The organism is Pseudomonas sp. 50_B, assembly GCF_017491625.1.
Taxonomy (GTDB): domain Bacteria; phylum Pseudomonadota; class Gammaproteobacteria; order Pseudomonadales; family Pseudomonadaceae; genus Aquipseudomonas; species Aquipseudomonas danubii.
Window position 1 is genome coordinate 115724 of record NZ_JAFGYX010000004.1, and the last position, 24685, is coordinate 140408.

The window sequence follows — 24685 nt, forward strand, 5'->3', positions numbered from 1 at the left end:
CGGCACATAACCAACTTCTGCGTGTTGCAGCCCACCTCTAGCAACTTTCACTCCCCTCATGACTTGCCACAGCGTTGCAACAAGTGGCTCGGAACTTCCCTGACGCGCCTGTTTCTCGACCATTCGATCCGGCACCTGGGCATGCTCTTCGAGCACAGCGGCCTTACTTGCCAGTGAGCGACGCCGGAGGGACGAAATACACATCGCGGCGCTTTAGCCCATAGTTGCCCATGCGCAGGTAACGCTCGTTCATGTTCATGAAGGGCTTGATCATCGGCGCGATGATCAATAGAAACGCGATGGTCCCGATGCCGAATGGCCCACCCATGAACCAGCCGAGGACAAAGACCGAAATCTCCAGAACCATCTTCGCCAGGGTGAAGGACCAACCGAGTTTGTTCATCATGCTGATCACCAGCAAATCGATGACCCGGATGCCGATCCCGCTCATGATGATCAGCGCCGAGGAATAAGCGCACAGCCCCAAGCCAATGGCGAGCAGCACATAAGGCCCCAGGGCCGCCGCCAACACCTCGTCAAACTCCAGAAACAGCCAGAGATCGATGAACAGTCCGGTCAGGGTCGTGGTCACAAAGGGACTGATCGGCGGCCACTGCCTGTTCCACAGTGCCCACCAGAGCAACAAGCCCACGGAGAACAATGCAGAACAAGCCCCCAGTCCCACCTGCAGATGATTGTTCAAGGCGATGACAAACACATCCAGTGGATCGGTGCCCAATCGGCTGACAATAAAGAACAGTGCCCCCAGCGAAAAGATCATCACGCCTATCAAGTACATCGCCAGCCGACTCGGCGTCAGCCAGGCACGCACAGAGGCGGCCAGGACTTTCTTGAGGCGCTTGGGCTCGTGGATTGGTTCGTTGATCATATCGTTTGCCTTTTCTCAGAATGGATACATCCGTTGTGTCCTGCCATGCGCCCATTCACCTCGAGCTCATGGAGATAAAACTCATGCCGTTGCTGACATGGCGAATGCTGACCCTGGAGTTGTCAATGCCACCTTCGCAAATCTCGTTCTGCACTTCGTGGCTGGCCTGGGCCAGATACAACCCGCCCAGCACCGAGGCTTCGGTGCCCTGGGGGGAATGCATCACCAGGGGCGGATTCAAGGAGGGTTTCAGGTAGCCCGGCTCGCGCAGCAGCATGCCCACCTGATGGGGAATTTCCGGGAAGCGTCCGAGCATGCCCCCGCCAAGGCAGATCACCTCCACCCGGAACAGCTCCACCAGGTTGGCCGTGGCCAGCGCCAGGGCCTGTACCGCCCGCAAGCGCCAGTGGTTAAGCGTGGCCTCATCGGAAAAGCCCATCGAGGCGACAAACTTGTCCAGTGAACGGAACGACGCATAGGCCTGCAGACAACCCGCCCGTCCACAACTGCAGGGCGCTCCTCCGGGCCAGACCAGCAGGTGTCCCAATTCGCGATCGGGCAACATGCGGCCCTGATAGACCACGCCGCCACCAACCCCGGTGCCCAGGGAAAAATGCACCAGGTTGGAGGCACGCATGACCGTGGCATCGCCGAAAGTCGCCGCCGTTCCGTCATCGCACCAGATCACCCGTTCGACCCCCTCGATGCGAAAAGCCGGGCCGATGGCCAGGCCTTCCCAGTCGGGTCGATTGGGCCAGCGAATGATTGTGCCGTCGGCATTGATCGTCGGCGCGCTGGCAATCACCAGGCAATTGATCGGGCCGTACAGCGCTATTTGCTGGCACAACAGGACCACCGCCTGTTCAAGAATGCTTTGCGGAACACAACCGGCCGGAATCTCGATGCGCTCACGCTGCACAACGCGTCCGGCGATGCTGAAGTGAAGGGCCATCTTGCTGCCGCCCAGGTCGATACTTGCGCAATGCATCAGAAACGCCCTCCGCCATCGACCGCGATCACCGCACCGTTGATATAGGAGGCCCGGGCCGAGGCGAGAAAGCCGACCACTGCCGCCACTTCCTCGGGGCGTCCCAAGCGTCGCAGGCCAATACGCTGGCACACCTGCTGTTCCTCGGCGGCGCTGTAATGGGTCGGTGGTCCGGCCACGGCCCCCGGAGCTACCACATTGACGGTGATGCCGAACCCACCGACCTCAAAGGCCAGTGATCGGGCGTAACCATGCAGCGCCGCCTTGGACGCGGCATAAAGGCTTTGCCCGGGCATCCCGCTCTCGCCGGCCAGTGACCCCAGGAGCACCACGCGCCCGGCTCGCTGCCCCAGCATCGGCCGCACAACCTGACGCACCAGGCGGATCGTGGCCTCGACATTGAGTTCGAACAGCGGGTCGCCATCGAGTTGATTGCTGAGCAGGGCAGACTTGCGCAACATCTTCCCGGCACAACAGACCAAGGCATGAATCGGCCTTGAGTCAGCGGCCAGGGTGACCAGCATCCTTGAGGTATCTTCTGCGCATGTCAGGTCGCAAGCGACCGGAATCAGTGTGCCAGGCAGCTCCGCGGTCTCGGCGACCAGGGCTTGCATACGCTCGATGTTGTGTTGATAGACCCCGAAGACCCAAGCGCCTTCGCGGACCAGCTCTTCACATATCGCAGCGCCCAGCACACCTGAAGCCCCTGTGACAAGGCACACCCGTCCATTCAGTTCCAGCATGATTTTCCCTATCTGCAATCGATTTAAACAGGCAGCTGAACCGCTACCCTGTATGACACCCGGTACTGCGTGGTTCCTGCCGTCGCCACAGGAAGCTGGCGAAAGTACTTGTCTTCGAAGCAGCTCAGGCAGGGAGCTCCGTTGTGGTCGTAGGATTCGACAACGCACAGCCTCAACAGCGCGCCCAGCGGTGACCTGTGCAGCGGCCATTGATCACAGACAAGCCCCGCCTGCTGTGACAGCAGGCGGATCATCAAGGGGTCCACGGCAATCCACTCACCACAGATCTGCAGTTCGGCCCAGTAATGGCCGGTGGCATAGGGGGAACTGAGCAGCAGGCCGAATACCTGCCTGGCAGGCAAGCCGAGTGCCTTGGCCCGCTCAACCAGCAGTTTCGAGAAGCCACCGCATTCGGCCAGCTTGTGCCGGCTCATGAATTCAAGATCCCAACGAACTCCGTCATGCAGCATGTAGAACTGCATGCCGGCACTGACCTCTTCGATCAGCTCCCGAAACGGACTCGGCAGGAGCCGCATTTGGCCCGGTATGACTAGGCATTGGCGATAGAAGTCACCGCCCTGCGGTGCCTCCAGCACACACAGGCGCTCCGCGGCGGTCAGCACCTGGATCGGCCCCTGGGGCGGCTGTTTCTCGTTGAGCGTATACACCAGTTCAACCTGTCGCTGACGATCGGACTGGCGAAACGCCGTGGCCCAACTGCGCATGGCCAGTTTGTGCAACGACGGCAAGCGCAGGTGCAGGGACAGGCTGTACAGATCGTCAGGATCGAAGAACTCGTCGTGCTCCTGAATACGCGACACCAGGCCGATGGACTTCAGTGCCTGCAAGTCACTGTCGACAAAGCCATAGAGCCCCGCCTCCCCTGCCGCCACGCTGAACCGGCGATGGTGATCCTCGACCTTGCCCAGGTTATCGAGAACAGCTTGCGCCAACGGCTGCCGAACAAGCGCCAGGCTGGTCATGCGAAGCTCGTCATTTCACATTGGGCAGCCGCCTGACAACCACTCAGCCCGGCGATTGTCGGGGCGATCTGTTGCAGTTGAAGGGGCCCCGGCGCGGCCTTGATCCTGGCCCCATCCAGCAGCACGAAGCCGCAGTCGCGATGCCATCCCGACTGCGCGGTGCGGCGCACGTGGTTGGCCCAGCGCGGATCGCCCAAAGGTGGGCGCTTGGGGTCCGCCGGAGTCACGATCAGGCTCGGGGCCAGGTGAGTATGGGGGCCCTGGTACACCTCCTCCCGGGCACGGACGCTGGCCAGCGCCGGCTGCCCATCGGCAAAGCGGATGTCACTCAGGCATTGCATCACCGCCTGGCGTTGAGCAGCGCTGGCGTGCCCTTCATTGCACAGGTCGGCGCACAACATCACCCCATGGGAACCCTGCACCGTCTCCAGGGCGACGCTGCGCTTGAGGTCAACCTGCCCCTGCTCGTCGAGCACTTGCAGGCCCGCGGCCCGCAAGTGCTGATCGATGGAGAAGAACCCCGCCAGTTCGCCGAAGCCCATTTCGGAAAACACCAGCATCGACTCTGGAGCCAGGGACTGCAGACGCTCGCAGGCACGGTCGATGAAGTCATAAGCGCGCAGAATCTGCGGGCGCTGCGCGGGCTCGGACTCAAGCATTTCGTACCACATGAAATGTGACAGACGATCGGCCAGGGTCAGGTTGACGATCATCACATCCGCCTCTTGCGCAAGCGCCATGGCGCTGTCGAGCTGATGCTCGGCAATCCGGAAGGCCTGGGCTGCGAACTCGTCGAAGGGCTGCCCGGTGTAGAACAGCGAAACGTCATGGGCGTAGCGCACCCCCTGGGCATTCAGGTCGCGCAGCAGGCTGCGCGGGTGGCTGGTATTCATTGAGTTGTGCATCGGGTAGGTAATCAGCGTGCCATTGAGCGGCCGCGGCGGATGGGTGAGCTGCACATTGACCACCGCAAAACGCTGACCGGCCATTTCCGGCCACTCCCAAAGCCGGGGCGCCATGACATCGGTGGTTTCGAGAATCCGCGGAATCTCCCCCGAACTGTGGGCGCTCCAGTAGGAAAAGCAGCCATGCCGACCCGGGTTGACCCCCGAGAAAGCGGTCGCCAGGTTGCTTGGCTCATAGGGCACCGGCCCACAATTCAAATGCCGATAAGAGTGCGCGCCCAAGCGCTGCGAGAACCATGGAAGCCGGCCTTTGGCAACTTCGGACTCCAGTACCAGTGGGTCCATCCCTTCGGCAATGACAATCAATGTCTTCATAATATCAATTAGCCTCTTATCATCCCTGAATCCGGCAAACTTAGTGAATACCGAACCAACACTTAGACATGACCGCAAAGTGACAATCCCTTTGCAATATCGCGAATACCACCCTGTCAAGAAAGCGAATAAAAAGCAGAAAGACACAAACCACTCCTTTATTTAAAAAGGAGAGCTGCATATAAATTCCCAGATATGAAACGACACTTCCTTGACGTCAGCTATTCTTATAAAGCGCGCCTACGCCCGCCACCAACCCACCTCAAAGCCATTCAGAACGGGGGCTTCAGGACAAATCAGCTATTTCCGATTTTTTAACACAGGGATTAATTCGGACACGACAACTGCAACTCCGAGAGTATTTCACAATATTACAAAGGATTACTAAAAATAACCTTGCACCCAGCTTTTAATCCCATGTTATCTTCACGGCGACTCTGAAAATAACAACTAGGGAAGCACCACCCACGAACTACAAAACCTATAGCGCGACACATTTGGCAGCCCAACTACAACTTCAGGAAAGACACTTTAAACACCGGGACTTCTTCCAAAACATCCCGGTAAACATCTGCTTGCCTGTTTATTTATCAACCTTTCCAAGGGAATGGATGTATGACCCTGGCTATTGATGGCGGTACCCCTGTTCGACAAACCCCTTATCCCGGCTGGCCACAGTTTGGCGCCGAAGAGGAAAGCGCTCTGCTGCGCAGCCTGCATCAGGGCCAGTGGTGGCGCATGCAAGGCTGCGAAAACCTGGACTTCGAACAGGCCTTCGCGCAGATGCACGGCGCCCATTCGGCCTTTGCGGTGAGCAACGGCACAGTGGCGATCGAAATCGCCCTGCAAGCCGCAGGCATCGGTGCCGGTGACGAGGTCATAGTGCCGGCGTTCACCTTCATCTCCACCTCGATGGCCTGCCAGCGTATCGGTGCCACCGCGATTGCCGTGGATGTACTGCCCGACACGCTGTGCATCGACCCGGCCGCCGTGCTGGCGAACATCGGCCCCCGCACCCGAGCCATCATTCCAGTACACATGGCTGGGCACATGTGCGACATGCTCAGCCTGTCGAGAATCGCCGACCAGCATCGGCTGGTGATCATCCAGGACGCCGCCCATGCCCACGGCGCGCGGGGCTACGCAGATACCGGGATCGGCGAGTATGGCTCCCTGGCCTGCTTCAGTTTCCAGAACTTCAAGCTGATGACCGCCGGTGAAGGCGGCCTGGTCCTGTGCCCCAACGAAGAGCTGCGCGAGAAGGTCTTCCTGTATGGCAATTGCGGGCGTCCGCTGGGTGATCGCAGCTATCAGCACACCGTGGTCGGCACCAATGCCCGGTTGAGCGAGTTCAGCGCCGCGGTGCTTGGTGTCCAGCTTTCACGCCTGGAGCAACAGACCCGTGTGCGCCAGCACAACGCCCGGCTCCTGAGTGACACCCTGGCCCGCCAGGGACTGGTCACCGCACAGGTGCGCACCCAAGATGCCCACACCCATCCCTATTACATGTTCCTGTTCACCCTCAACGACCTCCCGGGCCAGCGCGCGCTGGATCGCAACCGGGTGGTGGACTGCCTGGTGGCCGAAGGCATCCCGGCGTTCCGCTCCTACCAGGCGCTGTACCGCATTCCCAGCTTCTGGCAGGCACCGGCACCGACCCGGCAGGACCTGGCCCAATGCATCGCCTCCTGTCCGGTGACCGAGCACATGGCACAACGAGGTATCTGGATCCATCACCGCGCCCTGCTCGGCAATGAACAGGACACCCTGGACATCGCCACGGCCATCGCCAAGGTCCACCAGCATCTGGCCGGCGAACGATGATCGAGCCCCGTATAGCCCTCGTCGGAGCCGGCTGGGTGGTGCGCAATGTCTGGGCACCACTGCTGGTGCAACACAATGCGCACATTGTCTCGGTGATCGATCCACAGACCGATGCGAGTACGGCCTTCCCTGCCATGTCGCCTGGCCCGCGCTGGCATCGCTGCATGAGTGACCAGGCGTTGCACAATTGCAATCTGGCCCTGATCTGCTCGCCCAACGTGCATCACGTGCAGCAGGCCTTGAGGGCCATGGGCCAGGGATTGCACGTGATCCTGGAAAAACCCGCCTGCCTGTCCTCCGCGGATGCCGAACAGTTGATCCGCTGCAGCCGTGAAACCGGTGCCGAACTCCTGGTCAGCGCCGCGGCGGCCCACCGCAGCGACGTTCGCGCCATGGCCGCGGCCCGGGGCGCGCTGGGCACACTGCACTGCATCGATGTCAGCTGGCGTCGGCGCCGTGGGGTGCCGCGCCCGGGCTCCTGGTTCACCCAGGCCAGCCAGGCCCTGGCCGGCTCGGGCGCGGACCTGGGCTGGCACCTGCTGGAGGTGGCTCTGCATGCACTGGACTATCCGTTGATCGACGCGGCCTTGTGCAACCATGTGCCGGCGACCGCCGATGAAGCTCAACAGCAGGCCACCTGGCGTGGCGACCAGGGCCCGGGAGGCGCGATCGAAGTCGAGTCGCAGTCATTCAGTTGCCTGCAGGCCCGGGGCGGCACGCTGGTGCGCATGAGTACTGCCTGGGCCAGCCACCAGGAGCACGATGAAACCCGTATCACCCTGTACGGCAGCGCCGGTGAGCTGTGTTTGCGCACCACCTTCGGCTTCAGCCAGAACCGCATCCAACAGCCGAGCCTGACCCTGACCGTGGACGGCACCCAGACCTCTCTGGCCTTCGCCGCCGAGGACAACCTCGCGCCCTACCGGGACTTCCTCGGCAGCCGCATCGCCAGCCTGGGCACTTGTGCGCAGACCCGCGAACACGAGTACCGCAAGCTGCGCTCGCTGGCCTCGGCGATGTCCGCCCTCTACCCCCATCTCACGCCATCTTGCACCGCCCGGCCAGATCACTGACCGGGCACCGCAGCCAGGAGCCACTCCCATGGCCAGTTCCACACCGCTCAAAGACAAGTTGCTGCAACTCTCCAAACTCTCGGGGCCGATCGTCGTGTCGCGCATCGGCTTCCTGTTGCTGTCCCTGGTGGACACCATCATGGTCGGGCGCTATGCCACCGAGTCGCTGGCGGCGATCTCCATCACCCACGCGATTGCCGACACCTACATGCTGATTGCCGCCGGGTTGCTGTTCGGCATCCTGGTCATGGGCTCGATCGCCATCGGCCAGCAGGACCCGCGCGCCGCCGGCCTGGCCGCCCAGCGCGGAGTGGTCCAGGCCCTCGGTCTCGGGCTGGCCTGCGCCCTGGCCAGTGTCGCCAGCCTGCCCTTGCTCGCGCGGTTCGGGGTGCAGGCGGAGCTGGCCGCGGCCATTGCCGAACTGATGGTCATCGTGGCGCTGGGGTTGCCGGCGATCCTGATCTACATCGCCTACTCGTTTTTCCTCGAAGGCATCTCTCGCCCCATGCCCGCCACCCTGGTCATCCTGGGCGGCAACCTGGTCAACGCAGCGCTGTGCTACGCCATGGTCTACGGCGAGTTCGGCCTGCCGGAAATGGGCGCCCTGGGCTCAGCCTGGTGCACCACCATTGTCCGGCTGTTGATGGCACTGGCGATCGTGCTGTATGTGCACCGGATCATGGCTGACCGTGACGATTTCGCGATCAACCAGCGTTTTCGCTGGGCCTGGTCGCAATGGCAGATGCAGCGCCGCATCGGTTACGGCGGCGGCTTGAGCTTCGGCATCGAAGCCCTGGCCTTCATGCTCATCGCGGTCATGGCCGCAGTGGCCTCGCCGTTAATTGCCGCCGCCTGCGCGGTGCTGGTCAATATCCGCTCGATCCTGTTCATGATTCCCATGGGGGTCGGCTTTGCCACCTCGATCCAGGTGGGCATGGCCCACGGCAACCGCGACCTGCCGGACATCAAGCTGTCGACCCGCGCCGGGCTGCTGCTGGGGGTGTCCCTGAGCACCTTCTGCGCCCTGGTCCTGGCGGCCCTGCCGGAACCGTTGCTGGCGCAATACAGCCATGACTCGCAACTGCTGGCCGTGGCCCTGCCGAGCATGCTGCTACTGGCCCTGGCGCTGCCCTTCGATGCCTGGCAGGGAATCATGTCCAATGCCCTGCGCGGACGCGAAGACGCCATGGCCCCCACCCTGATCCATGCCATTGCCTACCTGCTGCTGATGGTGCCCCTGGGCTGGCTGCTGACCCTGCACTGGCAGCGCGGCCTCAATGGTCTGGTGGAAGCCATGCTGATCGGCAACCTGATCGCTGCGGTGCTCATGACCCAGCGCCACCACCAACTGAACCACCAGCCCGGCCAGGCTGGCCCTGCCAGCGACTTGCGCGACGAAGGTGCCTGATGCAGCTCTCCGTGATCATTCCGGTGCATGCCAAGGCCGAGCGCCTGCGCCTGACCCTGGCCAGCCTGCAGCGCCAACAGGCACGCTGTGAATTCGAGACCGTGATCGTCGCCGACGGCGCCCAGCCCGCCGTACTGGCCCTGGTCGAATCCTTGCCGGACGTACGGCTGCTCAGCTCGCCGGGCCTGGGGCGCGCAGCGGCGAGGAATCTTGGGGCCAGTGTCGCCAGGGGTGAGATCCTGCTGTTTCTCGACGATGACATCCTGGTCCAGGACGGTTTCTTCGAGGCCCACCTGCAGGCCCAGCAGGCACACGGCGGCCTGGTACACGGCCGGCTGCGGGAACTGATTGCCCTGGGTCCGGTGAGCGATCCGGCCCTGGGCACCGTCGGCTGCCCACCGATCCTGGTGGAAGACTTGCTGACCGGGCGCTGGACACCACAGAGCGCGCGGACCCTGGCCAATCCCCTGGAGCAGGCCGCAGAACATCCACGGGCCAGCCAGTGGCCATGGCTGGCCAGTGCCGGGGCGAACATCTCCCTGTCGCGCAGCGCCTGGCGCCAAGTAGGCGGGTTCGATGCGTCCTATGGCCGACGCTGGGGCATGGAAGACCTGGACCTGGGCTACCGCTTGTGGCGGGCCGGGGTCAGGCTGAGCCTGGAACCCCGCGCCTGCGGTTACCACATGTCCCATCACAATCCCCAGCGCTGGGAGGACCATCGGCATAACCTGCAACTGTTCCAGGCCCAGGCACCAATCGCCGAGGCCCTGGCCCTGGACGAACTGCTCTCGCCCACCGGCTCGGTGCAGCGCTACATCGCCCGGGTCGACCAGATCCGGCAGAACGCCGTGTCCCCCTGTACGCGGCAGTGACGCTGCAGGGCCTGGAGAAAACGGCCCTGACCGGCGAACAGCATCAGCACCTGGGAGCGGTAGCACAGCGCCGCCTCGCGCCACGCCGGCCAGGAACAGGCAATATCCCGGGCTTGCAGCTGCAGGCCCAAGGCCCGCACATGCCCCTGCAGCGCCTGCTGCGACAACTGCTCGGCATAGGGAAACTCACTGTAGAAATACACCCGGTTAGGCAGCTCGCGGGCCAGGCGATGGGTCAGGCAATGGTCGACATGCCCCCCGATGGCCAGCGGCGCGCAGACCACATCCTGCGGCCGTAGAAAACCTTGCAGCGCAGCCACCAGGGCAGCCTCCGGGGCTGGCCAGGAGGCCGGGGTGCTGTCCAGGAACAGCGACTGCAGGCTGGCATGCGCAAAACCTCCGCCCTGATCCAGACGCAATGCACCATCCGTTGCCTCCAGGTTCGAACAGCCGTAGCCGAGGACTGCGGCGGCACGCCGATCCTCGGCGCGACGTTGCCCGGGCGTGGAAAAACAGCGCCAGCGCTGCTCCGGCGCACGGGCCCGGGTCAGCCCCGCCGGGGCGTCGCCGGCAAACAGGCTCAACAGCTCAATCTCCTGCCGCGGCGCCCAGCGTGCCAGGCCGCTGCCCAGGGACCAGACCCCATCGTCCGGGTGCGGCGACAGCACCACCACCCGGCCATTGCCGGCCTCACTGGGCATTGGCGGTGCTGCCTGCGTACAACTGGCCCAAGCGCAGGAACCGGGAGATCTCCCGGTCATTGCGCTCCACCACCCGGCAGCGGCCCATCTTCAGGGGCGAGAGCTGGATGTCCGGGAAGTTGCGCATCTGCACCCAGGACAGGTGGGAAAAGGCCTGGTACAGCGCCTGCAGTTCACGCTCGCACGCCTGCACTCGCAACACCGGCGGCACCTCGGCCAGGCGTTGCGCGCTGGCGCTGAAGGCTTCCTCGAAGGCACTGCACACATGGGTTTCGGGACAGGGCACGCAGTAGTCCAGGTACAGACCAAAGCGCAGCAGCGCCTGATGCATCTCGACCTCCTGCCTGACCTGCTCCACTGACAGCACATCGTGACTGCCGAAGTTGAGGTAGCCGCTGCGCATGGCCGGTGGCGCCTTGAGTGCCTGCAAGGCGCGACAGACGAACATCAGCAAGCCTCCCAGGTCTTTGAAACCATTGACCGCAAAGCAGTCGAACTGCCCGACCAGGCTCTGGGGCAAGGGCTGGAAGACATCGTACTGAACCACCTCGATGTTATTGAAACCCTGCTGCGCCGCGACCCGGGCAATGGTCGCCAGCAACTGCGGGTCGATGTCCGCCACGACGATCCGTCGGCGATAACCATGTACCGCGAGGAACAGCGAGAACAACGCGTCATCCCCCAACAGCAACAGCGCCTCGTGATTCAAGTCGCCCAGGCTCTGCATGATCTTGTAACGACGGATCAAGGTTTCGTAGGTCTCGACGGACTGGCTGTACTGGCTCTGCTTGTCACTGATGAGATCGGTGAGGATCTCGCGAAAATGCGGGTTCAGGCGCAGGCTGTCGTCGCCCACCAGATGCAGGCCGCAGCCCGGCAGCGGAGTCTCATCCGGCCCCTCCCGGACAAAGCGCTGCGGCGAGCCTCCCGGCACCACGCGCAGCTGTCCCTCGGCCAGCAGTTGCGCCAGGCACCAGAGCACCTGCCGCACCGTCAGGCGCGACGACAGCAATTGATAGACCCGTTGGGGGGTGGCGAGTTTGGACAGCAGGTCGTCCAGTGCGGCGGGGTCCGCGGGTAAAGCGCTGGGCAGCATCGCCAGTCCTGTCTGTAGATCCGATCGAGTTGCCGCGAGTGTGTGCATGCAGCCTCCTGTATGCCTGGTTGAAGTGAGATGCCGTCAGAGCACGGCGTGCAGAATGTTCCCGGCACAACGGCCGTGAAAGAAGTTGACCCCGACTTCCAGGGTCGCGCCGCGCCGGTCGGAAAACCCCAGCCCGGTGCCGAACAACCCGCGCACCGCTTGGCCGCCCACCGTCAGTTCGTGGCTCTGCGGGTGCTTGCACAGGTTGCCGTCGCGCTGGTCCAGGCGCAGTTGACGGCCCTGGGCATCCAGCAGCCCGGGCAATCGGGGTCGGTAACCGGTGGCATTGATCAACAGCGCACCGCGGGCGAGCCAGGGTTGCGGATCGGTGGAGCCGATGTGCAAGACGACACTGGCGCGCGCGCCAGCCTCGATCTGCAGCAGGGTGTCCTGGGCGGCACCGCGCAAGCCGCAGAAGCGGTTGACCTCGCCACTGTCCTCATCCACCCGGTCCTGGGCCCCCAATGGCGCGGCAACCCGGGTCGAGGCCGCCCACAATGCCGGGCGGCGACGGCACAGGACCTGGATCGACCCCAGGCCGAGCAGTCCGGTGAAACGCTCAAGCAGGTAGCCGACCACGGAAAAGGCGCTATGACTGCCCCCCAGCACCACCACTGGCCGCCCTTGCTCCAGGGTCTGGCGCAGGATCGGGTCAACCCGCCCCCGCAGCACCCGGTCGGAGCACAGCACCGAAGTGGCCGGCATCGCCTCCTGCGGTTGCAGGTCACGCACCCGGGCGCCACAGGCCAGCACCAGGTAACGGCTGGAACTGTTACCCCAGCCACCACTGACCGTGAAGCCATCCGCCTCGCATCGGACGTCCTCGACCCCGTGGGCAAAATGGATCGCCGCTCTGGGGTGAGCCTGACAGCGCTCGATGATCACCTGCGCCAGTTGACGCAGAAACGCCGAGACCTGCACCAGGGGCACTACCTGCTCCGGAACCTGCAGCCAGCGTTGGACCTGGGGTTGATCCAGGCACTGGGCAAACACCCCGTCGCGGCGAATGCCGCCAAGAAAATCGGCAATCGGCGAATTGGCTTCGATTTCGTAGCCCAGGCCATCCCACTGCTCCAGGGAGGCACTGCGCTCATGCACCTGCAACCCGCAGTCGAGCAATTGCTGCAAACGGCCATTGCGATCTGCAGTAATGAACAGACCCAGGGCCGCAGGCCCGAATCCGATGATCTGTAGCAAGGTATCCATGGCGTTATCCCTTTAAGCAATTGCATGGGATCGGCCCGGCGCGCGCCGGTACGATCAGAATGAATAGGAAAGCTCCAACGCCACGTGGGAATCGCTGGCCAGCGCATCCCAGACCACGTCGCTCGCGGAACTGTTGATCAGCGCCGCGCTGACACCGGCCCGCACTGCATCGCTGAGCCCCAGGTCGAGGGAGGCGCTGAGCATGTTGTTGCGCAGATCGGACGCCTGCGCGGTGTAGCCCAGGAACACCGAGGACAAATGGGCATCGTTGAGTTCCAGACGCGCCCCCAACAGGAACTTGCGATCAAAGATGCTCACCGGGGCCAGGGGCTGGTCACGGTCGTGGTGGTATTCACCGATCAGGCTCAGGTCGGCATCGCGCCAGGCCCGGTTAATCGCGTATTCGAGCCCCACCGACAGCTTGCGCGAGCTGTAGGCATTGTCGCTAACCCGCTGATCCAGGGCCTCGAGCTTGTACAACCATTGTTCCCTGACCCAGATCGCATCCAGCCCCCATTGCGTGACCTCGGTGTACTGGGCCACCAGGCTGTCACCTTCGGCGCGCAATGCCGGCGACCGATTGGTGCCCTTGAAGTAGCTCAGGCCGATGTCCAGGTCGGCCACCGAGACGAAATAACGCGCCGCCAGATCCAGGGAATCCGGATCGGCACCGTGGATGTACTCGGCCGCTGGCTGGACCCGGTAAGCGGCAAACCGCGCCGGCTCGCTGTAGAACTGCACCGGTTCGAAGCCGTCGAGCAGGTACAGGCTCAGATGCCCGGGCCCCAGGGTGCTGCCCAGCTTGATGGCTTTCTGCGAGAGCTTTTCTTCCGGTTGCAGACCGTCGAGGTTGTCGTAGGTGTTGATCACATCCACCAGTTGGCGGGTCTCCATGACACCCCAATGCTCCTTGATCCGCCCCACTTTCAGCTCACGGTTGTCCTGCTCGAGGAGCACGAACAGCTCATCCCAATAGAAACTCGGCCGCGGGTCCCTGGACCCGCTCTCCAGGTAGCGCGGGTTGACCACCAGGCGCAGGCGCAGGCTGTCCCAGCTCTGCAGGTACTGGTAGTCCAGGCCCAGTTGCGCGGTGCCGGACAGCTGCCCATCGTCGACGCCTTCGGCCGGCGATGAGCTGAAGAAGTAGCGCTTGAGCGCGATCTTCGCCGACAACCCCTGCTCCGCCTCGGCCTGCACCTGGGTGACGCTCCAGCACAGCCCCAGCATCAACGCCTGGAGCCTGCGGTGGACCTTGCCTGGATTCATTGCGTCAGGTTTCCAAGCCTTGCAGGTTCAAAAGCGTCCTCCCGGATGCCGGTGCGAAACTGCACGTCGGAACTGACCAGCACGGTTTGCCGACCGGTGATGTGATTGACCATGGTCATGTTCAGGGCACGCCAGTAGCGCCCCAGGAACAACTGGTAGTCACCCAGGGTCAGGGTCTTGAACTTGCTGCCCTTGCGGTCGTAGTACTCGGTCTTCATCTGCCGGTAGTCGGTCTTGTTGTACCAGACCCAGATCGACGAATAGCCCGAATACGGATACAGCGGCACCTGCTTGACCACCGCGCACTGGAAGTCGCCGCAGGGTTCGTCGCGCAACCATTGGTAGTCGTAGTTGCCGACTTCCATTGAGCCAATGTCCTCGTAGGAAAACTCGCTGCCCGAGAACGACCCGGAACGGTCGGCCGCCGCCACCCGTTTGACCCGCTTGAGGGCCGGCAGGTACAGCCAGACCTGATCGCCTTCCTTGATCTTGGAGTGGATCAGCACCCGGGAATTCTTGATGTTCTCCGGGGCCTCGAAGGTCAGCAGCACCTTGTCGCCCACCGCCGTGCTGGCGGTTTCGAAGCTGTTCATGCGCATGAAGCGGTCGGTGCTGGCGCCCTCCTTCTCCACCAGGGTCAGGCGGATTCTGGCACTGGTGTCCTGGTAGCCCAGGTCACTGTCGCGCCAGTGATGGGCGTATTGCTGCCCCAGTTCCTGCTCCGGGCTGGCCAGCGATGTCCCCTGGTACAGCAGTGCGCAGAGTGACAGGCAGACGCTCGATACGGCATTGCAGTTCATTGTCGATTCCTTCTCTGAATACGGGTCGGGTTCAGGCTTCGCGCGTGGCCAGTCGCGTGGCGGCGCGGCCCCACAGGAAGCGGTCAAAGGTCAGCAGCACCAGGGGCAGGCACAGAGCGTCGAAGATCAGTCCGAGGAAAATCGCGATGACTGCCAGCAGGCCGAAATCGGCGTTCATCGAAAACGGCGACAAGGTCATCACCATGAAGCCCGAGGCGAGAATCACCGCATTGGCGAACACCGACGGCAGCACATGCTGGTAGGTCAGGCGCAGTGCCTCTCGTGGCGGGTGGCCCTGCACCAGGCGCAGTTCCTTGTAGTGGCTCATGATGTGGATCGTGGCCTCGACGATCAGGCCGTAGACCACCACGCAGACATTGATCGCCGCGGTATTGATCTCACCGCGCCACAGGCCCCAGAGGCCGAACATGATGAAGAACGGAAAGACGTTGGGCAGGATGCTGATCAACCCCAGGCCGGCGTTGCGCAGGAACAGCGCGACCATCAGGGTGATGGTCACCAGTTCGAACAGCAGGCCATTGACCATGTACTCGATGCTGATGTGCGTGAGGTTGGCAAACACCACCGCCTCGCCGGTGCCCAGGCTCGGCACCAGCGCCGCACGATCGGCATGGGTCTGCCACCAGTCATCGGCCCGCTGCTTGATGTCGCGGATCTGCTGGGTGTCGAGCCGGCTCAGGGTCACCACCAGGCGCGTGGCCGACTTGTCGATGTTGATCTGGCTGCCCAGGTCGAGGCCGAACGGCAGTGACATTTCGTACACCAGCAGCATCTGTGCGGCCAACGCCGGGTCGCTGGGCAAGCGGTATTCCCCGGCCTGCCCGCCGTTCATGGTCTGGTTGAGCTTCTTCAGGGCATCACCGAGGGTGGTGACCGAATCGACTTCCGGCTGAGTCCTGAGCCACTGGGCGAAACGGTCCAGTTCGACGAGAAAGCCCGGATCGGAAATATCGCCCCTGGCCGAGGTGGCGACATATTCCAGGCGATAGATCCCGGACAGGTTGTCCATGGCGAACTCGGTGGCGTTGCGCACCGGGATGCTGGTGTCGAAGTTCTCCACGATCCGGTCATTGATCAGGTTGTTGCGCGCCGGCTCGATCGCCAGCACGAACAGCACCACAAACCCCAGCAGCCAAAGCTTCGGGTAGCGCAACAACGGCTCCATGTACAGCGAATAGCGCCGGCTGGCGGCCCCCTCAAGCGGCTTGAGCCGCAGCAGCGGGATCAGCACCGCGGCCACCGAAATGGTCACCAGCAACGCCATGACCGCACCGATGGCCGCCAGCACCCCGAACTCCTTGTAGGGCGGCGACGCGGCGAACACCAGGCTATAGAAACCCACGGCATTGGTCGCCGTGCCAATGGCAATCGGCTTGATGGTGTCCTTGATCGCCGCGCAGGCCAGGTCCACCCGGCGCTGGCCATACTCAGCGCTCATCTGCCGCGCGGCGGACAGCACGTGCATGATCTCCGCCACCGAGGTCGCCAGAACAATGGTCGGTAGCAGGCCGGTCAAGGCCGTCGCCTCAAAGCCCAGCCAGCCGCTGGCGCCCAGGGTCGCGGCGGTGGCCATGCTGATGGCGATCAGCACCACCAGCAGGGCGCCAAGACTGCGCAGCATCAGCACGCTCACCAGCAGAATGATCAGGTACATCAACGGCGTGAGCACCGCCATGTCTTGCTGCGCCGCTGCCGGATAGGCCGCCTCCACGGCCGCCAGCCCGGTCAGGTGCACCTGCAGTTGCGGGTTCTTGCGGGCAAAGTCATCCAGCAGGCGCTGGCCTTCGGCGGTGGCGGCCAGCGCCGCATCCAGGGTCTGTGGCGGAAACTGCAGGGTGACCAGCACCCCCAGCGTCTGGCCATCGCTGGACACCAGGCGCTTGACCAGTTCGATGTCATTGCGTCCCAGGCGCTCCATCAACTCGATGTGGGACGGCGTCAGGTCCGTGGGCTCGCGTACCAGGGCCTCGACATGCACCGTGTCGCCTTCGGCGAACACATGCTGGAAGTTGGTTACCGAGTCCACCCGATAAGCGTGGGGAATGTGCCAGGCCTGTTGCGTCAGCTCATGCAACTGCTCCAGGTACTCCCGGGTAAACACCGTGCCCTTGGGGTTCTTGATCACGAACAGCAGGGTGTCGGACTTGCCAAACTGCCGGTGCAAGGCGTCCAGTTGCTCGACGGTTTTTTCGCCCTCGGGAAAAAACGCCCGGTAGTCGGCGGCGAAGCGGATCGAGGTCATCCCCCAGGACAACCCCGCGACCAGCACCAGCACCAGGGCAAACAGCCAGAAACGGTAACGCTTGAGCACGCGCTCGAAGGTCGAAGTGGCCATCAATGATGTCCTCCACCGATGCGCCCAATGACTTCCAGCAACTGCCCGACGCCGTCGTCGACACTGCGCCCTGCCGTCTCGATCAGGCACTCGCAGGCCGTCGGCGGCTGGTAGGCACTGTCAATCCCGGTGAACTCCGGCAGCAGGCCACTGCGGGCCCTGGCATACAGGCCCTTGGGGTCGCGCGCTTCGCACAAGGCCAGAGCAGTGGCGACGTGCACCTCGATGAACGACGGCGCGGCAAACAACGCCCGCGCCCGCTCGCGGTCTTCAATGAATGGCGAAATCGCACTGACCAGGACGATGTAGCCACTGTCGTAGAACAGCCGGGCAACCTCCCCCAGGCGGCGGATATTCTCCTTGCGGTCGGCGGCGCTGAATTTCAGATCGCTGTTCAACCCGCCACGCAGGTCGTCGCCATCCAGGACCCGCACTCGTGCGCCCAACTGCCCGAGCCGCGCTTCCAGGGCCCTGGCCAGGGTCGACTTGCCGGCCCCCGAAAGGCCGGTGAACCACACACACAACGGTCCATGGACGAACCGGCCGGCCGCCTCGCCGAGGGAGGCGATAGCGCCGGTGTGGCCCTTGCCTGTGTCATCGATATTCACTGTCACGTCTCTCATAAACAGATCCAGTAGGTTCACTCGTACACCGAGCGGATGATTCGGCAGGGATTACCTGCCGCCAGTACCCCGGCCGGGATCGAGCGTGTCACCACGCTGCCGGCGCCGATGACGCTGCCATCGCCGACCTCCACCCCGCCCAACAGCACCGCCCCCGCGCCGATCCACACATCGTTGCCCAGCACAATCGGTGCCGCCCGCTGCACGCACTTGAGGCGAGCGTCGATGCGCACCGTACGTGCCCGGGGGTCCAGGGGGTGGGCGGTGGTCATCAGCTGTACGCCGGGCGAGAGGTAGGTGCGATCGCCGATGAGGATCCGGTTTGCGTCCAGAAAGGTGCAGTTCATGTTGATAAACACCTCATCGCCAATCTCGATATGCACCCCGTAATCACAATAAAAGTTGGGTTCTATCCAACTGTTCAGGCCCACTCGCTTGAGTAACTTCGCCAGCAGGGCCTGCTGCTCCTTGAACGCCAGAACAGAGCAATCGTTAAAGCGTCGTTGCAATGCCTGGGAGCGAAAACGCATGCGCGCAAGTTCCAGATCAGGCGTACAGAACCACTCTCCCGCGAGCATCAACTCGCGGGCCGAACGACTTTCGTCGATCACAATGCGTGGTGATTGAGAAACGTCCATGTCCAACTCCGAAGTTCTGGAAAGTCAGGCCTGGGGCAACTTTTCATAGGTCGATATATGTTTGAACGAGCCCTCGACGAAAGGCGTCTTGTCCCAACTTGACCAGCGCTGCACCAGGCGCATGCCCGCCAGCTCGGCCATCAGGTCCAGTTCCGCCGGCCAGGCATAGCGCAGCTCCACCGGAATCACTTTCACCCCTTGCTCCTGCATGCGGATAAAGCGGCAGCTGACCCGCTGCGCGACGGCATCCAGGCGCGAAGCTTCCAGCAGCACTTCGTTGCGCTCCAGGCCGCCGACATAGACCGGCTGGTCCTTGCCGTAGCGCGACAGGTCCGGATAAAAGGTCTCGATCACCAGGCGTCCATGGTCCTTGAGCAAGGCGCTGGTGGCCTTGAAGCAACTGACCTGGGCGGCCTGGGACAGCAGCAGGAACAATGAACTGAAGGTGCAGAAGGCCAGGCTGAACGGACCGCCCCCGACCCCTTCCAGGGTGGCGAAATCCGCCTCGGTCAGGGGAATGCCGGCCGCACCGGGCTTGGCCCGCAGCTTCTCCAGCATCGACGGTGATGCATCGACGCCATGCACCTGCACACCGCGTGCATGCATCGGCAAGGCGAAACGCCCGGTGCCGATCCCCAGCTCCAGCACCGGCTCGCGGGTGCCGGCCATTGCCACCAGGACCTCGATGGCATTGGCCGGAGCCTCGCCGTACAGGTCGTCATAGATATCGGCCAGGGTTTCGCCGTAAGTGCTGGCATCGTTCATGTGCTCATTCCACTCTGTGGTTTTTTCAGGGCAATAAGGTCCCGTGCGGGGGATATGATCCCCCGCAGGAAACAACCGTTAGTTAGGTGTTCAGTTCAAAAGACTATTGAGTGATTGCTTGCCTTACATAATCAGCAAGATGCTTCTTTTGAACATCCGATACAGCAAACAACTTGATATGCCTGCGAAACTTTCCAGAGCCTTCGAGCACCCCGTGCGGGTCTTCGAACAGATAGCCCTGACCAAACTCCACCGATACATGGTCGGTATAGGCATAGACCCCGCAGAACGGCGCTGCACGGGAAAACATGATGCCCCCGTACTTGACCATTTCCTCGACGCCGCCGCAGGTTTCCTCCACCACCTGGCGCACACGCTGGACGATGTCCAGCAAGGCTCCGTGGGTGCTGCCGATGTCCTCGAGCAACGCCAGGACCGCATCCTCGGTTTTAACCATGACCGCGTACTCCCTGGCAGCCCGCAACCTCAAGCCCGGTGCTCACTGGCCCACCGGAGTGCACAACTCGACCAGGGTTCCGGCCGGGCAACGCACATAGGAAACCACCTGCCCCCAAGGCTTGTGCTGAATAGCCGCGTGCTCGGTGGCGCCGGCGGCCAGGGCCTTGGCATGGGCCTTGGGCACATCATCGGTGACCAGGGCGATCTCGATGCCCAGAGGTTTGTGCTGAGGGCTGCAGAACTGGTAGCCGCCTTCACAATTGGAGTCCGCCAGGCCGCGGCTGGCGAAGGCCAGGGTCGTGGCGCCACTGTCGAGTTCACCGTAATCACCGGACTCGTCGAGGAAACGACGGGAGAAACCGAAGGCGTCCTCGAAGAAACGGATCGAGGCTTCAACATCGGGAACATAAACAATCGTGTATCCAAACTTCACAGTGTCACTCCTTTAATTACCCTGTTTATGAGGCTCCTGGCGCCTGGGTGGCAGCCTTGGAGCCGAGGCGAATTTTCCCGGTTAGCGGGGCGATCCGCCAGTGCAGAATCAGCCTGGAACAGCACTTTCAGACACTCCACATCATGGCCCGCAGCCACTAGTGAGCCGCCTGCCGGGGTGGCCACTGGGCGCGCACGCCTGTGTTCACCAGCGTTCATGTCCCTGCCTGGCGGTCATCCGCCGCGCTGACTTCGCGCACCGCCGCCGCCAGGCTCAGCAAAATCTGCTCCAGGGCCGCCCCGGAAAGAATGCTGTAGTGGTCACCAGCCAGGGTCAGGCAATGGGCGTCCCGGTCCTGTCCGGCCAAGGGACGCAGCCCGCTGGACGGCTGCTCGACGCTGGCCTGCAGGTGCCAGGTCGGGCAAGCCGGCGCTCGGTAGCGATAATCGAGCAAGGCGGCGTAGTGCCGACAGAACAAGGCAAAGCGTTCCTGGGTGGCGCTCTCGCAGACTTCGGCTACCGCCTGGCCCGTGGCCTGGATCTGGGCGCAATGCTCCAGGTCGTCCTGAAACAGTTGCTGCAACAGGCTCGGCGGCAATTGCACCACGCTGTCCAGCGGCGCGCCCGCATCGAGGGTCACCAGCGCCAGTTGCTGACGGCCGCGGTCACTGAGCAAGCGGGCCATTTCCACCGCCAGCACGCCACCGAACGACCAACCGGCCAGCACCACCGGACGTGCTGCCTGCAGGCTGTCCTGCAATTGCTCCAGGTACTCCAGAGCCTGATCCTCAAGCGTATCGAAACGCTGGCCGGCGTCGGCACACAGGCCAATCACCTGGAAGTCCTCGCGGGTGGCACGAATCATCGGCCAATAGCACGACAACGCCCCGCCCACCGGGTGCACCAGCACCAGCAAGGGTTGCGGCTCACCGCTGCCGGCGCAGAAATCCACCCGGTTGCGGTGCCGCCGGCCCGTGCCCTGCACATGCCCGAGCAAGGCACTGACCGAGGGATAGGCGTAGATGTCCGCCAGGCTCAGGTCCAGCCCCAGCTCAGTGTTCAACCCCAACAGAATGTGCACCGCGTGCAGTGACGAGGCGCCCATGTCGAACCATGAATCAGCCGCGCCACGTACCGCCGGCAACACCCGCTGGACGCAGCTCAGCAGCAGTTCCTGCCGAGCCGAGAAGCCCACCTCCTGCACCGGCTCGCCGGGCTCGCAAAGCCCTGGCAGCAAGGCCACCAGCGCCCCCCGATCCACCTTGCCGTTGGCGCTCAGCGGCATCTGCGCCAGCGCGAACAACTGCACCGGCAGCATGTAGGGATTGAGGTACTGCGCCGCGAAGGCCAGCAACTGCGGGCCACTGGGTGCCGGCTGACCGGCGACGAAAAACCCGTACAAGGCCCCGGCAGCGTCTACACACACCGCCACCTGTTCAACCCCGGGGGCGCGTCCCAGCACCGCATCGATCTCCGCCAGTTCCACACGCATGCCATTGAGCTTGACCTGCAAGTCCTCGCGGCCGAGAAACTCGATCTCCCCGTCCATTCGCAGCCGTCCCATGTCACCGGTGCGGTAGACCCGCTGCTGCAACCCGGGCTCGATGAAGAAGGCCTGCTCGGTCCGTTGCCGATCATGGATGTAACCCGCTGCCAGGCCGTCGCCGGCGATGTACAGCATGCCCTTGACCCCTGGCGGGCAACGCCGGCCCAGCGCGTCGAGAATGTAGAACCGCTGGTTGCTCAGCGGCCGGCCATAGGGAATGCTCGGCCACTCGGGGTGCACTTGCTGGACCTCGAAGCAGTTGGACCAGATGGCCGCCTCGGTGGCGCCCCCCAGGGCCACGAAGCGCGAACCCGGTGTAAGCTCCCGCAGGCGCTCGGGCAACCCCAGGGCGATCCAGTCGCCGCTGGCCATCCACAGGCGCACACTCGCCGCCGGCGTCGGCAGGCCCACCGCCCTGGCGTAGCCCAGGGCCATTTCCATGATCGCCGGGACCGAGTTCCAGACAGTCGCCCCATGGGTCCGTGCCGCGTCGAGCCAGGCCTGGGGCTCGGCCCGCTCGCCATTGGCCGGCAGGATCAGCGCACAGCCGCACAATGCCGGCATGAACAGGTCGAACACCGACAGGTCGAAGCTGAACTCACTGACCCCCAGCAGCCGGTCCTGGGCGTCGATGGCAAAGCGCTCGCGACAGTCCAGCAGGGTATTGAACGCGGCGCGATGGCTGACCGCTACCCCCTTGGGCGTGCCCGTGGTGCCGGAGGTGAACATCAGGTAGGCCAGGGAACTGTCCACCGCCGGATAAGCCGGTGCGATAGCGGCGCCCTGCGCCTCCGGCGACGCCAGCCAGTGCCGGTAGTCGAGCGACCAGTTCACCGGCGATGCGAGCACCGCCGCGATGTCCGCAGCATCGTCTCCCAGCACCGTGGTGGCCGCTGCCTGGGTGATGATCGAATGCACCCGGCGCACCGGAGAACTCTTGCTCACCGGAACATAGGTCGCCCCGGCCATCAGTACCGCGTAGATCGCCACCACATTGGCGCTGTCCCGACTGCCGCGCACCACCACATGGTCACTGGGCCCCACGCCGTTTTCATTCAGGTGGCTGGCCAGACGACTGGCCAGGCGCAACAGCTCGGCAAAACTCAGACTGCTGCCAGCGCTCAACAGCGCCGGCGCATCCGGGCGCAGCGCCGCTTGCCTGGACAGGCCCTGATGCAGAGCCTGCCGAGGCAGCGGCCGCGTGCAGTGATTGAAGGCATCGACCCGGGCCAGCAGTGACTCAGGCAAGGCCAGCTCGGTCAGCTCCCAGGTCGACGGCTGGTTGGCCAGGCGCTCCAGGGCGCCATGAAAATGCTCGAAGGCCTGGGCGACAAGCCCGGGCTCGAACAAGCCCTCGCGCTCGTCCCAGGACAGGCACAGGCCCGCCTCGCTTGCGAAGGCCTGGGCGTCGATCCAGATCTGCGGCGTCATCATCGCGTGATCGGTCTGTTGCAGCGGTGGCGCCGGCAGGTCCATTTCCAGCAACGAGGAAAACACATAAGGCATCGGCGGCTCGCTGCTGTCGAGACGCTGGTCGTGTTCGCGAATCCATTCGCGGACCACTGACACGCCATCGTAGGCGGCATGCTGCAGCGCACCGTACAGGTCCTGCTGGACTCGCTGGGCGCAGGCGGCAAAGGCCAGGGGTTGGGATGGCAGATCGAGCAGCAGGGTATCGGCGAAATTGCCGATGGTGCGGGCGAACTCCGGCCCCAGCAGCGTCCGAGTGCTGTACATGACGCTGCAGGTCACCGTGGTCCTGCCCGACCAGCGTGCCAGGGTCTGCAGATACACCGTCAGCAGGACCGCATTGAGCGACACCCGATGATGCCGTGCCGCCGCACTCAGCGCCTGCTGCAGCGCCGGCGTCAGGACCACCCGATGCTCGATGAAGCGCGCCGGTGTTGCACTCGCCTGCCGACGCCGAGCCAGCGGCAGGTCCGGACCCGCAGCCAGTTGGGGAATCTTTTGCAGCCAGTAGTGCCGGGCCTTGAAACGCGCCAGGCGTTGGGCCCGGCTCCACGCCGCGACTTGCGCCGGGGCATAGCCCTGCGCTTGCAGAGGACTGTCTCCGGCGACCAGTGCCAGCAAGTCACCGATAAAAATCTGCACCGCCGGGGCATCGAACAGCGCCAGCCGATAGACCACATGCAAACAGCGCTCATGGGGACCTGCCACCAGCACCAGGCGAAACAGCGGCTGCTCCGCGGTCAACGGCGCAATCGGCATGGCGCTGTTCGCCAGGGCCGTGCAACGCCGTGGGTCCGTCCCCTCTGCAGCGACCTGCTGCTCGACCATCAGCTGCGGCGCGACCAGCGGCTTGAAGCGCGGGGCCTGGGCGTCCAGGGTGTACGCCAGGATCGGGTGCAAGGCCAGCAGGCGGGGCAATGCCGCTTGCAATTGCGCGGCCGTGGGCACCGCGCCGGCATAGACCAGGTGCAGATAGGCAGCACTGCCCTGGCTGAAAGCCGAATGCTCACCCAGCCAGTAGGCCTGGCGCAGCCCGCCAAGGTGAGACGCCAGTGGGTCCGTTGGGGCCAGGTACGCCAGCAAGCGACTCCTCTCATGACCCACTAAATAGCGGATATCTTCAGGCAGTCCGTCTGCGCCGCAGTAGTAGCGCAGGCGCCCGCCATCTTCATAGAGGTGCACACCGCGCTGCTCCCAATGCTCGATCAATGTCGCCAT

At 63.6% G+C, this 24685-nt stretch carries 21 protein-coding genes; 4 read left to right on the forward strand and 17 right to left on the reverse strand.

Annotated elements, in window-relative coordinates; genetic code table 11:
* Positions 1-163: 163 nt before the first annotated feature.
* Genes J5M73_RS07245 through J5M73_RS07265 form a run of 5 tightly spaced genes read right to left on the reverse strand, consistent with a single transcriptional unit; the run spans position 164 to position 4883 of the window.
* Positions 164-889: a hypothetical protein gene (locus J5M73_RS07245; protein ID WP_102864357.1), complete on the reverse strand. Its 726-nt coding sequence runs from the start codon at positions 887-889 to the stop codon at positions 164-166.
* A 55-nt stretch (positions 890-944) separates the two neighbouring features.
* A complete protein-coding gene (locus J5M73_RS07250; protein ID WP_102864356.1) occupies positions 945-1877 on the reverse strand; it encodes an ROK family protein in 933 nt (310 codons plus the stop codon).
* The gene (locus J5M73_RS07255; protein WP_162884140.1) at positions 1877-2620 is read right to left on the reverse strand and encodes an SDR family oxidoreductase; all 744 of its coding nucleotides are present in this window, start codon (positions 2618-2620) and stop codon (positions 1877-1879) included. The genes J5M73_RS07250 and J5M73_RS07255 overlap by 1 nt, the downstream gene beginning before the upstream one ends.
* A gap of 23 nt (positions 2621-2643) precedes the next feature.
* Positions 2644-3603: a transglutaminase domain-containing protein gene (locus J5M73_RS07260; protein WP_102864354.1), complete on the reverse strand. Its 960-nt coding sequence runs from the start codon at positions 3601-3603 to the stop codon at positions 2644-2646.
* Positions 3600-4883 (reverse strand): alkaline phosphatase family protein, encoded by a 1284-nt coding sequence (locus J5M73_RS07265; RefSeq protein ID WP_102864353.1) that lies wholly within the window; start codon positions 4881-4883, stop codon positions 3600-3602. The genes J5M73_RS07260 and J5M73_RS07265 overlap by 4 nt, the downstream gene beginning before the upstream one ends.
* Positions 4884-5498: 615 nt before the next feature.
* Between J5M73_RS07265 and J5M73_RS07270 the strand changes: the two genes are divergently transcribed.
* From J5M73_RS07270 to J5M73_RS07285, 4 genes are read left to right on the forward strand one after another with little or no spacing between them, the layout of a single operon-like run.
* The gene (locus J5M73_RS07270) at positions 5499-6707 is read left to right on the forward strand and encodes a DegT/DnrJ/EryC1/StrS family aminotransferase (protein WP_102864352.1); all 1209 of its coding nucleotides are present in this window, start codon (positions 5499-5501) and stop codon (positions 6705-6707) included.
* Positions 6704-7780, forward strand: coding sequence for a Gfo/Idh/MocA family oxidoreductase (locus J5M73_RS07275; RefSeq protein WP_102864351.1), 1077 nt, complete (start codon positions 6704-6706; stop codon positions 7778-7780). The genes J5M73_RS07270 and J5M73_RS07275 overlap by 4 nt, the downstream gene beginning before the upstream one ends.
* Positions 7781-7808: 28 nt before the next feature.
* Positions 7809-9188, forward strand: a complete 1380-nt coding sequence (locus J5M73_RS07280; RefSeq protein ID WP_102864350.1) for an MATE family efflux transporter — start codon at positions 7809-7811, stop codon at positions 9186-9188.
* Positions 9188-10060 (forward strand): glycosyltransferase, encoded by an 873-nt coding sequence (locus J5M73_RS07285; protein WP_102864349.1) that lies wholly within the window; start codon positions 9188-9190, stop codon positions 10058-10060. The genes J5M73_RS07280 and J5M73_RS07285 overlap by 1 nt, the downstream gene beginning before the upstream one ends.
* Here J5M73_RS07285 and J5M73_RS07290 read toward each other — a convergent pair.
* From J5M73_RS07290 to J5M73_RS07345, 12 genes are all read right to left on the reverse strand, one after another.
* Complete coding sequence (locus J5M73_RS07290) at positions 10000-10761, reverse strand: PIG-L family deacetylase (RefSeq protein WP_162884139.1); 762 nt, start codon at positions 10759-10761, stop codon at positions 10000-10002. The two genes, J5M73_RS07285 and J5M73_RS07290, sit on opposite strands and share 61 nt — an antisense overlap.
* Complete coding sequence (locus tag J5M73_RS07295) at positions 10751-11857, reverse strand: bis-aminopropyl spermidine synthase family protein (RefSeq protein WP_162884138.1); 1107 nt, start codon at positions 11855-11857, stop codon at positions 10751-10753. The genes J5M73_RS07290 and J5M73_RS07295 overlap by 11 nt, the downstream gene beginning before the upstream one ends.
* A gap of 84 nt (positions 11858-11941) precedes the next feature.
* Positions 11942-13111: a hypothetical protein gene (locus tag J5M73_RS07300; RefSeq protein ID WP_102864346.1), complete on the reverse strand. Its 1170-nt coding sequence runs from the start codon at positions 13109-13111 to the stop codon at positions 11942-11944.
* A gap of 54 nt (positions 13112-13165) precedes the next feature.
* Entirely contained in the window at positions 13166-14377 is a 1212-nt protein-coding gene (locus J5M73_RS07305) for a hypothetical protein (protein ID WP_102864345.1), read from the reverse strand.
* Positions 14374-15177 carry an outer membrane lipoprotein-sorting protein gene (locus tag J5M73_RS07310; RefSeq protein WP_102864344.1) on the reverse strand — a complete coding sequence of 268 codons (804 nt, stop codon included), beginning with the start codon at positions 15175-15177 and terminating at the stop codon, positions 14374-14376. Before J5M73_RS07310 ends, J5M73_RS07305 begins: the two co-directional genes overlap by 4 nt.
* A 31-nt stretch (positions 15178-15208) precedes the next feature.
* Entirely contained in the window at positions 15209-17533 is a 2325-nt protein-coding gene (locus J5M73_RS07315; RefSeq protein WP_102864343.1) for an MMPL family transporter, read from the reverse strand.
* Complete coding sequence (gene cysC / locus J5M73_RS07320; protein WP_102864342.1) at positions 17533-18156, reverse strand: adenylyl-sulfate kinase; 624 nt, start codon at positions 18154-18156, stop codon at positions 17533-17535. Before cysC ends, J5M73_RS07315 begins: the two co-directional genes overlap by 1 nt.
* Positions 18157-18173: 17 nt before the next feature.
* The gene (locus J5M73_RS07325) at positions 18174-18794 is read right to left on the reverse strand and encodes a sugar O-acetyltransferase (protein ID WP_102864341.1); all 621 of its coding nucleotides are present in this window, start codon (positions 18792-18794) and stop codon (positions 18174-18176) included.
* Between the two features lie 24 nt (positions 18795-18818).
* On the reverse strand, positions 18819-19559 hold the full coding sequence (locus J5M73_RS07330) for a class I SAM-dependent methyltransferase (protein WP_102864340.1): 741 nt from the start codon (positions 19557-19559) through the stop codon (positions 18819-18821).
* A 103-nt stretch (positions 19560-19662) separates the two neighbouring features.
* On the reverse strand, positions 19663-20016 hold the full coding sequence (locus J5M73_RS07335) for a DUF1801 domain-containing protein (protein ID WP_102864585.1): 354 nt from the start codon (positions 20014-20016) through the stop codon (positions 19663-19665).
* A gap of 42 nt (positions 20017-20058) precedes the next feature.
* Entirely contained in the window at positions 20059-20451 is a 393-nt protein-coding gene (locus J5M73_RS07340; protein WP_102864339.1) for a VOC family protein, read from the reverse strand.
* A gap of 214 nt (positions 20452-20665) precedes the next feature.
* Entirely contained in the window at positions 20666-24685 is a 4020-nt protein-coding gene (locus J5M73_RS07345) for a non-ribosomal peptide synthetase (RefSeq protein ID WP_180988599.1), read from the reverse strand.